Genomic DNA, 15,539 nt, shown 5'->3' with positions numbered 1-15,539 from the left:
AATCACTTCTTCAAGTTCCTTTTTTGTTTATTGTTTATATGAGCGAGATATCATCTACGCGTACTGTATCGTCTATTACGTATTCACTTCCGTTCCAAATCAAGTATCTGAATCTAAAGCTTAGATTGATTGCTGTGATTTGTTGACTTTGGTGCATGATAAGTGCTTGCGAATAGTCTTTGGAATACAATACTTTGTATGTAGGATCATCTTGATCGTTTGCTGTATTGATTACACGTATTGCACCTCTTTGTCCGTCCGTACTGTTTTCTTCAAAGATTTCATCAGTTCCGTTGATTTTTTCAATTGGAATTTTTGGAATGTTGAAAGGTTCTGGATTTCTAACGAGTATTGCAATAATGTTTCCGTCGCTATCTAGTATTTTATTGAATTCTGTATTTACTGGTGGATCTAATGGAGTCATTCCTAATACACCTTCTAATACTCTGTCAAATACATCAAGGTATTGCGTTTCAATAGCATCACTGTCAGCATCGTTGTTTCCAACTACAATGTTGTACGCCGTTGCTACTTTATCTGCCATTAGCGTTGGTAATGCTACTTCAAATACCGCTTGTCTGGTATTATTGGTATCATTTTCATCTACCAACATGTAACTATTTACTTGCGCTCCAAAGTTTTTATATCGTGAAGTTTGGAACACGTAGTTGTGTACTTGTTCACTTGATAGCACATCGTTACTTTCCGTTTCAAACGCATTGTAAATTAACGCTGTATATAGCTTTTGTGGCTTCAGATTCGTCAATACAACTGAGTACGCATAGCTTTGTGGCTTGATAGCGTTTCCTACTGTGAATGTACATTCGATTGCATCATTGTTTGTGTTGATGTAATTGATGAAGTTGTTCAGTATTCGGATGTTTAACGGAATTCTTGGATCGTTGTCATTTACCCAAGTTGTGTCTTCCTCACCTGTAGCAAAGATTACATGTTCTATATTGACACCTGGATTTGCAGGATCTTCCCAAATAATTTTGCCGCCTACAACTGCTGGATTTTCGTGCAATTCTGTATCACTTATTCTAACATGCTGTTTTTGCAACGCGCTTCTGTATTCAGATAGTGTAACATTAAAGGTTCCAAGATCAAGTCCCATGTTGTCTTCAATTGTTACCGTTTCAGGAATTGTGATTTCAACAGTACTGTCAATTTGTAACCAAGTTGCTGTATTGATTGGCAATGGTACCGTTTCTTCATCAAAATTGATTGGCAATGGATACGGAATAACTACATTACTTACGGGATCTTTGATTGCAATGTGCATCGATCCTGTCAATTCTGGTGCACCTAAGTACGATTCCCAAGTACGTAACATGTGATATGTAAGTGGTTTGGTAAAGTACAGCGTTATTCTACATTGTTCTTGTCCATAGAATACAGGTTTTGCTTGTAATAAACTTCCGTCTGCATTTGGATACGATCTGTCGTAGTCAATGTATTGACGTAATGATGTTAGTGGATACGAATCAGGATTTGTAAGGTTTCCTGTTTCCGTGAGGTTTCCATTGGCATCTGCACGGTTTAAGATTGCATTGGTATCTTCGTCGTATTCATTACCATACGTTACACCATCTGCATTGTGGAAATGTCCTATTGGTCCTGCCGTTTTGAATCCGTAGTAATAGTCAAAGATACCTTCATTTTCGCCGTTGTCTACTTCATCTTTTAGCTTGTAATGCACGTAGAATTTAGAGTTTGGTCTCCAAATTGGTTGCGCAGTACGTTGTACAGCTTCTTCCATGTCTTCCTGTTCTTGCTCAATAGCACCTATTCCTGGAATGGTTTGATTGAACTCAAATTTTTCAACAGATAACCAACATACTTGTTGTAGTGATGTGTTACAGATATGCGGATCTTCATCGCCACCGCCATCACAATCACATTTTCCTAGTTCATATATTTTGTCTAAGATAATGTTAGCAAGATCAATTGCTGTTGATAGTATTGGTGGTCTCGCCGTTTGTGGATATGTGATTAAGTTATTGATATCAACTTCTAAGATTTCTAGTAATCCGTATTGAGGATATTGAGCGTCAAAGTTTTCAATGCTTTCAATCATTTTTAAGAAACAATGCCAATTGTCATAGAATGGCTCTTTTGCTTCGTAGTTGATGCAAGCGAATAGTTGTGCTTTTATTGTCTCATAGAATTCGCAGAGTGTTTCATCTTTGTTACAATCATTATTTCCTCCATCGTCCACAGGACATAATTCTTTTTCTAATTTTAGATTTTGTTCTGCAGTACGAATTTCATCAATGATTACTGGCTTAACTCCGAAATCTGCTACTTTTACAGACAACTCTGTGTATGTGAATGCACGTTCTTTTAGTAGCGTTGTTTTTTCGGTTTTCTTCGTCACACAACTGTCCATATCATTTTCTAAAACAGCTAAGTATTCACTTGAGACTAATGTGTATTTTTTCAATTCTTCGTCATAGAAAATATCTTTGATTCCTGCAACGTCTATTGGTGTGTTGAATTCATATTCGGTATCAATAGCTAAACTTTCATCACCCTGAATACTGATGTTGTATACCGGAGTTTCTACATTTACTACTGTAACACTTTTGTCTCTGTAAGAACCTGTAAGCTTCCAATTTCTGTACGCTGGTAATTTATTTGAACTTATTTCTTTGAATTCTTTATCACTGTATGGAATGTACGTGATGGTAGATTCTGACGATGAGATATTGTCTAAGATGAAGTATAGTTTTCCTTCATCCATAATCATATCTGTAATTTTCACTTCAAATTTACTATTGATGAGATAGTTGAATTTGAGTTTTAAGTTTGCATCAAAATTTATAATTGTACTACTCACTCTCAACGTTTTCACTTCAGTTTGTTGAACACCGATAAGTAATCCTTCTTCTGGATCTAAACAGCTTGCGCCAACTTCATACTCATATTGACCGCCATTGTCTATTCCTGTTTGATTAATGATATTACCACCTTGATCTATTTCAAGAACGTATAAGTGATCTTTTCTACTTGATAAACATGTGATGAAGAATGTTCTTTTTCTCGTTTTTACGACAGACATTCTGTGTTCATCTAATGCTTGTTCGCAAGTAAAGTAGCGTTGCCAGATGATTTTACCATCACTACTGTCTATTTTTAGATAGTACAATCTGTTAGTGTGACCTTTACCAACAATTAGTAGATTTCCGTCTGAGAGTTCTTCTATTTCATTAAATCTTATTGGTAGTGATTTTTCTGAGTAGTAGACTTTGCTAAACATTACTTTACCAAGTACATCTAGTTTTGTTAGTACACCATCATTGTCATTAGACCCTGCTACGTTTACAGATGGATATCCGATAGCAAAACAGTTTCCGCCAATGATTCTCATTTTAGCATACGAATTCACACGTTGTGAATCTGAAGCATCATAGTATTTGTACGAATTGAAAATTGTATTTGAAGTTGCAATAGCAGCTTCAGCCATTGGAGTTGCTTGTTTTGCTGTAACTAATACAGGTTGACTCTCGTCTGGTTTACAACCTTTTTCACCTATGACCATATCACTTGTACTTAGTAATTGTTTTAGACTGGCAATTTCGTTTTCACATTCTTTTAGTGTTTTGAAATATTCAATTCGTCTTGCAATTACTTCCCCTGTACTATCAATGATATTGAAGTAGAAACGTTGGTCTACAGTTTCTTTGATTTCAACACTATTGGCTTGAGTTAGCAATGTATTTACTGAGGTTTTTAGTTCTCCAACTGCTGCAGCCATGGAAACATAGCGCGTACTACTACTTAATACAATTTCACATTTAGTATTGAAAACTCTGAAACGATATTCATCAATTCCATCATTGTCAATTTCGTTGTAAATTTCAGCTACAATTCGTTTTTTTGGTGTTACAGATTGTACCGAACAACCTTCTGCTTCTAGTTGTGCAAGTCTATCTTCCAATGCGGCTAATTCTGCTTGTTGTCCAGCAGTTAATGGGATAATTTGACCTGTTTCACTATCGTATGTAGCTTCTTGTAATTCAGCAATTTCTTCACGAATTGCACGAATTTCTTCAGCATTGGCAGACTTTGGTGTTACCGTAATTTTTGAAGTTAATTCATTTTCGTTTGTATATGAAACCACACTGTTGAGTGCTGCTTTTGTTTTATATACTTCATGAATTTCTTCGTATTGCGGCGTACTATTTGTGTCGCTCAATATCGTTTTGTAGTAACGAATGGTTACTCCTTCTGCATAGGTTGTTAATTTTAAATCGGTTGTAACTGAAGCTTCTGGCAGAATAATTACTAAACGATCAGCATTACTGAATTGTAATGATTGTTCGTAGTCAAAATTATTTTCTACATCAGTAACTTCCATGCATCCTGCTGGTCCAGAATCATCTGATTCCGTTAAAACAATTTTTGAGCTTAGATTGACAGTTCCTTCCGTTGAGTTTCCACTACCACTTACTCGTTCTCGTGCCAAGTAAAGATTCGCAAAAAACATATCGTCTGAATCTGGATTTGGGAACGGAATATCAGATTCCACTTGAACATCAACTATTAAATTCCCTTCTGCGATAGTTACTTTTTTAATTTTGAAATTCGTGATTTCTTCTCCATCATTATTACTAAGAATCGTATTGATTGCTGTAAAATATTGCTGAGAGATTTCAGTTAAGTTGGTTGCAACTCCGTTTTCTTGTGTATAGATATTTTCATTTACTCCTAAGTTTGGAAAAGTACTATTTCCATCTTTTCTTAGTTTAATTCTATCAAAGTACACTTCATCATATGCTCCATCTCCATCAGATAGTGCAATTGTCCACTGTGTATTTAAAACATATACTGTTTTTTCAAAATCGTCGCCACCTTCTTCAATGGAATAGTATGCGCCATCAATGTAATGCCCTACGTAACCGTTTGGTCTGTAATATTTACTTCCTAATGGTTTTTGTAAGAAGTCAGAACAATCTCCTGTTTCTCGAGTAGTAACACAATATAATTCAGATGGTGTAATTCCGTATTCTTCAGGGATAAACCATCCTGGTTCTCCAGCTTCCATGTATGAGAATGGATTTGTAGCTAATAATCGAATGGAATCGTATTGATCGCCATTTCGTTGCCAATATCCAATACGTAAATGATCTACGCTGTCTCTTTCTGCCGTAGGCACAACCGCTTCAAACGGATGATAGTCTTGCCATGAACTTCCATTCCACATTTTTACTTCTATGTCTTCTATAGAATATTTGTGTTTTACTTGACGTAATTCATGTCCTCCACGTACAACTTTGTTTGGTGGAATTAAGTCTGTAAAGTTGTTTGCGCCACCTGTATGTCCTCCAATTTTACCAGAGATTGCACCAGGAACGAGTCCTTTCATTGCTTTGAAATCAATGTAGGTATCTAATGGAATTACTTTGTCAATACTTCCTGCGCTTGGTACATTTGCAAAGTAGTTGAGTTCAAATGTTTCGTTGGTCATCATGTGAACACCTTGTACTGCTTCTCGCGTTCTGTCTGGATAATTTGGATTACTTCCGTCAGATAATGCAGGAATTGGCGTTCTGTCTACCGAATTATTCTTCTCCCATTTAAGTTTGACTTTGAATGTTTTACAGATTTTTACGATGATTCGGATACATACTCTAATTCGAACTTTTGCATAGAGTAAGAATGGTTTTGCCGCTTCCGCAGATAGAATTGCATCGAGACTCACTCGGAATCCAACAATTTTCCATACGCTGATAGCGATGGTTCCTCCGAAGGCAATGTAACCTCCTAATTGGAATCGTTCAAAACTGATGAATCCGCCAACTTCTACATACGCACTGATTTCTACTTTGATTCCGAAGAAATTTTTCTTGAGTGATAAATCGACTCTAGCACCAGCTTCAATTCCTCTTGCCGAAAGCATTAAGTATGATTGTGCCGTAATGATCGTTAAGACACGTGCGGTGATTGGAGCATCTTTTGTTCCGAAGTTTAAGTACCAAGCTGATGGATTGTTAAAGAAGAATCCTGCTTGTACTTCCGCATAGAGATCAATGATCCAACCGTTAGATTTTGGCAATTGATAGTCTGCTCCAAACCAGAATTCGAAAGAGTTATCACCTACGGCAACTCCTGCAAAGAATGGTGGTTCTGTGTCATCAATGATTCCTAAACGTTCTCCGAGTACGTTGGCTCTACCATCTAAGATAAATACTGATGGTAATGATAGGATTGCCATGAGTCGTGTGGAGAAAAGGAATCCATCATCGTGCATGGTTCCTAATACGGTTCCGGCACCAACTGCTACGGGCATATTGTATTGATCGGTTCGCGGTGGCCCGCTAAATTTATCCAGATTGACACCTCTTTTTGGATAAGTATAGTATTCATACCAAGTGTTTTCACCTGAAACGAGTCCGATAGCTTCTTTTTCTGCTACGTATTTGTAACCGAGTAATCCTCCAAAACCGTAGAATGCTAATCCTGTTGCGGCTAGTGGAATTGGCGTTGGCATTTCGATTCCAGCTTCAATGATGAATGCAGGTTCTTTTGGCTGTAAGCGCATTTGTGCTGCTCCGCTGATTCGTGCTTTTGGAAGTTTTAATCCAATTTTCCCTTCGTATTCTGGAGATTCTCCTGGTTCTGGGATAGATAACATTCCGTTGATGATTGCTAAAGCATTATCTGGATCTGCGGTTCCTGGAATGATTAAATCAACTTCAATAGTTTGAATACGTAAGAAACTGTCGCCGTCGCCTCCGTGTTCGTCATTGTCGGTTGTGTAATAGTATTTGATTCCTTCTCCACGTGCGTCAATTCCTAATGGATCTAAGCTAATTGCTCCATCAAATCCCCAATAGTTGTATTTGCGCATGACTCCATTTTTTTCTTGCTGATGCGATCCGAAGTGGATTCCTGTCACTGCAATTTCGATTGGTCCAAGATTTAGTGAGATGTTTGTTGGAATGAATGCATTTCCACCTACGATTTCGATAGAACCATCTTCGTATACACGTAATTTTGGAATAACGATTTTTTGATCGCCCAATACGCGTTCCATGATGGCGTTTTGGAATGAGATTTCGCAGGATGTTCCTACATAGAAGTTGTCATCTTCTCTACCAAGTTCGAGCGTTAGGAAATTGATTGTCATGAAGTCAAATAGACTTAACGGAATTCCTTGTGGCTCGGAAGCTGTTAGGTTGAAATCACCTTCTTCATTTAAGTGTCCTTTGATTCCGATTAGCGCTTCGTTTCCATCACTGTTTTTTAGTTTTGGAATTTTTAAACGACCTTCTATGTTAGATTCTATGATGGCATTTTGTTTGAAGCTGATGTCAAAACTACTGAAACCAAGTTCCCAGCTTCCGATGTTTACAGGCATAAAACCGTCCCCTCCAGAGGCTACAGTTTCTAAAGCTACTGTTCCTGAAACGCCTCCTGTACCGATGAGCATATTGTAACCCGCGACTCTTAGTGTAGCATTGTCTACATTATTGAACCATTTTTTTGGTAGTGTGATAGCTACTGTTTCGGCATAAAAGCCACGGAATTCATCTGGTCTTCCATCGGCAGTTGCCTCAGGAATGTTTTTATCAGTTCGGAAATCAAACTTTAGGTTATCGATATCAATTAGTATTCCTGTGTTTCCTATTTGTGATGGTGTTAGATCGAAGGAATCTGCTTGATTAAATTCAAATCCGTGCTCAGAATGATAAGACATGCTTCCTACATTGTAAGTTAACATTGATTTACCGTCTTCAAGCACATTACCGTTTGCATCTACTGGTTTTAGCCATGTTCTAGGAAAAGCTAAAGCAAGCTCTAATTGTGGTAAGGTAACCGAAAATTTTGGAATGAAAAGGTCAATAATGGTATCTAACGTGAATTCGCCCATCCACTTTTTAAAGATTGTTGATAGGTTTTCAAAACCCCCTGAAAAATCAACAATATCAACGTAGTTTTCTAGTGTATATAGTAATAAGTCTAGATTTCTAGTTTGAAATTGCGTTATGAGATTTGTTATTTTTTCATATTCGTTTGTCTCTTGCGGATTGGTTAAAGGTGGATGAGAATTATAATCAGGGTTATTATTGAAATCGTCAACAAAAGCTAAAAAAGGATCTGTTTCATCTCCTAAGAAACCATATATTACTTCATATAGTAATTCTTCTTCTGAGACATTAAACATTTCTAATAGCAAATTAAAATAGTCTTCAATAGAGTTTAAGTCTCCAAGTTGAATTTGTTTTATATATTTTACTATTGGAAGATTGTAATAAATTGCTAATGGCAATTCTGTTGTATTTTCTGCGCTTCCTGGATTAAAAAGTAATTCAAAACCTTCTTCACCACCAAAGAGATTGAATCCTATTTCTTTGTTAAAAACCAAGACAATATGATGATATGCTGTTTCACCATATAGACTTTTTTCAACATAATATGTTTTATAGAATAGCTTGTCTGTTGTATTATCAACAACCGATTTTATGGGTTCAGGTAATTTGTCTGAACGTATCAATTTGCTTAGCGCCGGATAAAATTGTGGTGTTGGCATTATTTCTTGATTTTATTTAAATTATTAATTGAAGAAAATAGATTAGATTCCCTGTTCACATAAGGAGTCACTAACTCATATGGAATCTGTATGAATGATGTATATTTTTCTATTCTATTTTGCTCTGTGTTTTCTAAGAAGTTTTCGTCCGTTACATCTACGTTGAAAACGATTCCTTCTGTATCAAAATGTGAAAAAGAAGCATTGTTTGTAACACATGTGATTTTTTCTAAACTGTATGTCGTTTTGTCAAAAACTTCTGTGTAAGCCTCTTGTAAGTGATCTACTCTTTCTGCCAATTTTAAAAGATAATTGTTTACTACTTTTCGCTTTTCTGTATTTATGTAGTCTGAAATAATTTTTTGAAATTCTTTCTTTTTCTTTGTATCAATAATGGCTGAAATTTCTATTTGCTGTAAGTTTTCTATATCTAAATTTATGTATTCAGTATATGGAGGTTCTTTTGATAATTCATACTGTTTTGTAATAGTATACGTAAGTAATTTATCTGAATTCATGACCATTGTTGAGAATACTGGTACATGTTCTATATCTAAATTTTCGTTTATGATTTCTTCTTTACTTACTAAATCAGTAATTATAATTTTGTTTATGGAATCTCCTAATTCTTCTTTGAGTAATGATGAAAGTCCTAAAATTTTATAATTTATGGCTTCTATTAATTCATCATCCTGACTTATGGCAAGTTTCAACTCACCCTTAATTCCTGTAGTATTTGTATTTATGAAAACAGTCTCCCATTTTTTAATATTTTCATAAAAATATGCTTCTTTTTTATTGGTGGTACACGAAAAAAGAGTTGCAATCAATACTATAAGAATTTTATATTTAGTCCTCAATACCATGATATAGTTTTGATTTGACACTTGGTCCGATGAAACTGTTGAGCGCATCTTTTCTGTCTTTAGTTAATTTATTAATCGCACTTTTTAATTTTGAAATACTATGCTGATTAATAGCGTCAATTAGACTTTTAAGTTTTCTTCTGTACTCAGATGGATAGTTATAATTCAATAGTACAATTGCAAATAACTCTGCTTGGTTTGGTTTGGTTTTTAATCTTGAATCATTTAAAAGGTATTGTACACTATCTTTTCCACTAGACCCATTAAATTTTTGCGTTCCATCTTTTAGAGTTCGTTTTAAATCGTAAAATCTTGGAACGAAAAACTTATGGTATGTTGCCCGCAAGTTTCTGGTATAACTCTTAATTTCTATATCATTTATTAAATCCTTCTGCTCATCCCAAATGTGATAACTTGCTTTAGATCGACAACCAAAACTTCGTTTCAAATATTTTCTTCTGTCCAATATATCAGAATAACTTCCTGGAGTTTGCAGTTCCCAATGTTCATAATATCCAGGAGTAGGATTATTAGAAAAAGAATAGTTTAATATTTCATTATAGTAATACCAATCATCATTATCTGCTACAGTTCGCTCTTTCCAACGATCATTTTCTGCATTAGGAGAAAGTGTTACACTTGCTGTACCTGTTTCATCTTCAACATAAATTCGATGATTGTAGGCTTTCTGGTTTGAAGCATATTGACGAAGAATTTTAATTTTTGCAGGTGTTCCCGAAGTTCCTCCTGTACTGTTTGTTACTTTTGTTCTTTGTGATGTATCTTCTATTAAAGTTCGAATGGTATTTCTTAATGAAGTACAGCTTACATTCACATTAATTGGTGCAGATCTTCTTCCTCCATAGTAGAGTCTGAATGTTCCCGTTCCAGAAAATTGTATATCAATTTCTATATTGTAATATCCTTGAAAAGTGGCTCCAATATCCACACCCATTCCAAATGTAAGACCTGAGTTATTGTTTAATGTAGGATGATCGTATTTATCTTTCCACACAGCTCGTAGTCCATCAGAATCTTTTATGACTTCATCAGCATCAGACAAGCTTAAACCTTCAAAAGTAAGTGATGCTGTATCCATTTCTTCTATATACACTTTGTGCGTCGTCTGTTGATTTGTTGTTGCATCAGTCTGTGTTATATTAAAAAAAGTTCCTGTTGTATCATGTGCTAATGTGTATGTTGCATTAGCTACAGTTACATTATCAGGATTTGAAGATTCTTTAACAAAGTGTTTACGATAAACTTTTGTTTTTATGCCTGAAGGCCAATGCGGTATTCTTGAGATTAACTGACTATTTATGTTTGAATTCAACCAGTAACGATTCAGATATGGGTTTTCAACTTTAGCCAATAAATAAAAGTATAAAGGTATTTTTGTAATATCTAGTGACGCCTCTCCAGCTACAGCTGTTTCATCGTTTTGACCAAATAACATGGCTTTCTCTGTAGCCACAGAGTTCAAACCTGCTGGTACGGTATATGTCCCGTTAAAAGGTGTTTCTCCCAAATAGCTATAGGCTTCTTCTTTATACCATCCTTCAATGTCTACACTACTTCCATCAACTGGTTTTCCTGAACTATTTACTTGTTCTCCGGCTGAATTAATTTTTTTTATGTCAGAACCCGTTAAGTTTCTAATGTAGTTTGCATATTTCCCCCAAGTGGTTGGATTGGTTGCGATTGTACTTGATGTTTCTCCGTCAGCAATGTCTTCATATGTAAAGTTTGCATGCGTATAAGGCAATTTAAAAATTACATAGAAAGTTAATTTATCTAGAGATACATCTGCACTGGTAAAATCGACTGTGTTTGTTGTTGAATTGTGAGAGAATCCTGCATATTCTGCTATTTTATTTTTTGCTGCAGTTGTCAGATCACTATTTCCCAAAATACTTTTTAACAGCGTTTTTACAGCTGTTGTAATTGTTGCATTTTTGATAACACTTCCTGTCAATTCTTGATCGACTATTGTTGATGTTAAAGCAACATTTTGAGTTAGTAGCACCAACTCTACATCTGCAAATGCACTTGTATCTGTTATTGCAATCATATTATTATTTTTTACAAGCCATTATTGGCTTTAATTTGTTTTCCTTTAGTATTAAATTTTCTAATTTCTACACAGCGACCATTTTTAAATTGCTCTTGTGTTTTTACTTTTCCTTTTTTATGAAAAGTGGTTCTAAATATTATTTTGTTTTCTTGAACATGTGTTTCTCTTTTTATAGAGCCATCTTTGTAAAATTCTTTTATAACACCATGTATTTTTCCATTCCTATAGGGTGTTAATTGCTTTTCACGCAGATTGTTAACACTTGTCCATGTTCCTTCTTTTGAGTTGTTTTTCATAATACCATTTAGTACTAATCTATTGTTTACATAAACTTTATATCTACCGTCAGGGAGCTTTTCTTTTAGAGTATAATGAACACTTGAGATACGTCCCATATCTTCTTTATACTTAATGTTTATAAAATTTAAATCTGCTGAATCTTTAACTTTATATATATATTCAACTCCTTTAATTTCACTCTTTTCTTTTGTAAGATGAATCTTAGTAAAGTTCTGAGAAACACAACTTATACTTAACAGAATCAGTAATGAGACTCTTAAAAAACAATATTTAAAACCTTTTTTTAGCATTATAATCCGGTTGCTGCATTATTAATTCCTTCTGCGACTATATCAATTAAATCTTTCGTATCATTTCCATCAAAATCATTTGTTCCGTTTTGAAGTTTTGAAATATGAAAATGCCCAGTAGGTAGTGTATCTCTTATTTCTTCACGTAGCTTTGCAACCCTGTAAAAAATTTCATTTGACAGATAATCACCTCCTGGTCCTTCATTCATTCTTTCCCCAATAGTTGGCGGTGCAGTTCCATTTGTGTTTGCTATATGAGCTCCTGTACTATCTTTATAGGAATAATTATAAACAATAGGAGGATCAATAAATTGAGCTGGCAATGTAGTTTCAATCCACTCTAAATCAGAAGTATTAATTTCGATAGATCTACTTAGTTCTTCTCTTATATAATTTAAGTTATCATTAAATCCACCTCTGGTCACAGTTGCATACCTGTCAATATTATAATCTCCAGGTCCAGATTGACTTACCGTTATAATCATGTCTACTTGATTAATGAAAGGTTGAATATATTCTTCAATAATTCCTTCTCCTTGTCCTTCTGTAGAATTGGCTTTGCCATCAAAGTCTTTGTATCTTACAGGAACTATTAAAGTTTGGATGTATCCTAAATTATTATCTGTAGTTGTACCGTGTAGAGATAAAGCAACACAGCCAGAAGGATTACTTTGGCGCTTATTTGAAAAACCTCCTAAAGTAGGATGATTTTCATTTAAGAAAAATGGATCAAAACCAGTAACTAATATTTTTTTTGCTCCAGATGGTGCTCCTGAAAAATCAACTTTCGTATAGTTTCTACTTTCTTCTTCCATTAACTTGATCGTTTTATCCAAGTCTGAATTAGGAGCAATTTGTGATTCTTCTCGAATATCGCCTAAGAAATATGGATGTGCTTTGAGTAATGCCGCCATTTTTAGACGTGCCCAATACAAAGGACGATCATCAGCATCTGTAGGATTAGCTTGTACATATTGCACAGCTTCTGTCCATAATTCTCTAGATTTTTGACTTACTAAAGAAGTAATTTGAGAAAACAGTAGATCACTATTAACGTCGATATTATTAAGTGTAGTTTCAAAGGAAGATACTACAGCTTCAATAGCTGGTTGTAATGCAATAAAATAATCTTCATTTGTAGTTGTCCCTGAAAATATATCAGTACCTATTGCTTCTTCATAATTTCGTTCATATGCAACACTTTCAAGCTTTTCATCTGTATATACAATAATATCAGTTGCTGGTTCCGCCTGATGTTCTACAACATCTCCTGAACTATCAATTTTTAAACCACGTAGTACATACTTGAAGCGTGTGTAAGGTCTTCCATTATCGTCTATTCCTGTGATTATATCATCAACAGCCAAATAGGTTTTAAAAGCAGGATCAAATTCAGTCTGATTTAATTGTTCTAAATCTTGGTATTGTTGTACCGTCATTCCAAGAATGGAAACATCTTCAAATGTATATTTTTCAGCATCATTGACCAATCCATCTTCTTGTACTTCAAATTTGAGATATTCTTTTGAATCTCCTCCAATAAGAAACTCATGCTTGATAATCTTTACAGAACCAATTTGAGCGTCTAAATCATAAAGAAACAAGTTATTAATTGCTCCTTCCATACCACTCAAAGGAAGTTTGTCGTCAATACTTTGCTTTACATTTAAGTTATATTTTGCAGGATATGAAATGAAGGTTACAAATTGATTGTCTTTAGCTACTCCCAAATTAGAAGTATAATTTGCTCCATTTATTCTTTTTTTATCTACATAGCCACCATCATAATAGACTTTCAGATAACTTTTTCCTAAACTCTCATCAAAAGGAACATCCATATTAAAGAGAGGAAAAATATTGTCTAAATATGTATTATTTACTAAAGAAAGATCTTGTTCACGGAAGTTTTCTGTACTTCTTAAATACCCTATTTTAAAATAATTTGTAAAAGCTCTTCCGCCAGATTTTGGTAATGTAATTTTTTTAGATTTCACTTCGTCATCTGTAATTACAGGTGTAAAAAAGATATCTTTCGCTTCAGGTAAGGTTAGCCCGACTTCTTCAAGAAATGCTCGTTTGTAATAGAATAGAGGAAATTCATTATCACCTGTAGGGAAAGCAAATAAAATATTCTTATCGGTGTTAGCTGTTCCAAATTCACTTACTGAGCTATCGTCATTTATTACGAGTAAAGGCCATTTAAAGTTTCTGTAATAATCTACATTTGTTAGAGTCTCTGTATTATCTAAATTCCATTGAATGATATTACCATAATTGTTATAGTAATTAAAAGAATCATTGAATTCATTTCTTATATCAACATAGATTCTGTTTTTATAAAAATGTTTTGCTATGATTTCATTATATATATCATTACCAGTTTTGGTGTTGAATTCTGTTCCATCATAAACTTCTATGCCTTCATTGTAAAAAGCACCAAAAAAAGCTGCAGAGTCCATGAAGGCTAATGAATCTTCTTTGGCATGTTTTCTTTTGAATTTTTCTGTATCTGTTGCTCCAGATGGAAGTGCTGTAAAGCTCAAATTAGAATCTAGCTCACGAGCTAATTTAAACGTAGGTTGAAAACCAATTTTCTCAAAAACTACTGCAATTCCAAAATCAGAAGTTGTGTCAAAATCTCCGATATGTCCTCCAGCAAAAATGAAAGGTAATGTAATATCTCCATTAGCATAAAATGCTTCATTGAGACTATCCGTGTCTTCTCTTTTCAAATCTGGATCTGTAGTAGTTGCATTATACACCAACCCTAATGACGTATCGGCAGCAGGCTCTGTAGCTGGCATAACTTCATCTTCAGCTGTGTACCACGCAATTGCACTTTCGTGAATAGTTTTGGTTAGATCATTTTTGTTAATGTTTGCTACTTTTGCACCATCTATAATACTATCCTTTTTTATTCCTTTATATATTATATAATCTATTTTGGGCAGATTTAAGTCTGGTTGCACAGTAGGCTTGAGTACAATATTGTACTTATTAGTGGTTCCTATTTGTTGCACTAATATTGTTCCATCTGTTATAGCAAATGCTTTAGGAGCTGTACTTCCTGAAAATAAATTATTTAGTCTATAATTATCCTCATCGACTGCTCCAAACGCCTGACTCTGCGTTTGTGCATTTAACTTTGATGGTTCTGTAAAAAAATAAAAAGCCATACTTAACTTATTTAAAATTGTTTAGTTTCGATAAAAAATGTTTTTATCGAGGGACATGTTTTTGATTCTATGGTTGGAAGCCAAATTAGCAGTTCGATTAGCTAATTTTGGGTTATAATAGGAGGGAATAATGAATAACTTTTGCTTTTGTTATTCTACTCAAAGTTAAGAAAAAATCTTACGCAGCCGCGCCTCTATTTTTAAAAAATCTGTTATTTTAATGTTAATTTATTGCATTTTTTGCACTGATGAGAAGATTTTCACATTAAAAATTTAGTTCTTTAAACCAATAAA

General features: G+C 34.4%; 5 protein-coding genes. All 5 read right to left on the bottom strand.

The window, feature by feature from the left end; all coding sequences use genetic code 11:
• Positions 1 to 34: 34 nt before the first annotated feature.
• The 5 genes from KAOT1_RS01015 to KAOT1_RS21720 are packed head-to-tail and all read right to left on the bottom strand — an operon-like array spanning position 35 to position 15,245.
• Positions 35 to 8,539 (bottom strand): YegP family protein, encoded by an 8,505-nt coding sequence (locus KAOT1_RS01015; RefSeq protein ID WP_007092801.1) that lies wholly within the window; start codon positions 8,537 to 8,539, stop codon positions 35 to 37.
• The gene (locus tag KAOT1_RS01010) at positions 8,539 to 9,369 is read right to left on the bottom strand and encodes a hypothetical protein (protein WP_157559964.1); all 831 of its coding nucleotides are present in this window, start codon (positions 9,367 to 9,369) and stop codon (positions 8,539 to 8,541) included. The genes KAOT1_RS01015 and KAOT1_RS01010 overlap by 1 nt, the downstream gene beginning before the upstream one ends.
• A 19-nt stretch (positions 9,370 to 9,388) precedes the next feature.
• Positions 9,389 to 11,476 (bottom strand): hypothetical protein, encoded by a 2,088-nt coding sequence (locus KAOT1_RS01005; RefSeq protein WP_007092799.1) that lies wholly within the window; start codon positions 11,474 to 11,476, stop codon positions 9,389 to 9,391.
• 11 nt (positions 11,477 to 11,487) lie between these two features.
• Positions 11,488 to 12,069 carry a toxin-antitoxin system YwqK family antitoxin gene (locus KAOT1_RS01000; RefSeq protein ID WP_007092798.1) on the bottom strand — a complete coding sequence of 194 codons (582 nt, stop codon included), beginning with the start codon at positions 12,067 to 12,069 and terminating at the stop codon, positions 11,488 to 11,490.
• Complete coding sequence (locus KAOT1_RS21720) at positions 12,069 to 15,245, bottom strand: C15 family peptidase (protein ID WP_007092797.1); 3,177 nt, start codon at positions 15,243 to 15,245, stop codon at positions 12,069 to 12,071. Before KAOT1_RS21720 ends, KAOT1_RS01000 begins: the two co-directional genes overlap by 1 nt.
• Positions 15,246 to 15,539 lie beyond the last annotated feature (294 nt).

The sequence above is a fragment of the Kordia algicida OT-1 genome, assembly GCF_000154725.1.
GTDB lineage: Bacteria > Bacteroidota > Bacteroidia > Flavobacteriales > Flavobacteriaceae > Kordia > Kordia algicida.
Note: the sequence above shows the minus strand (reverse complement) of the source record. Positions and strands in the feature narration are given on the sequence as shown.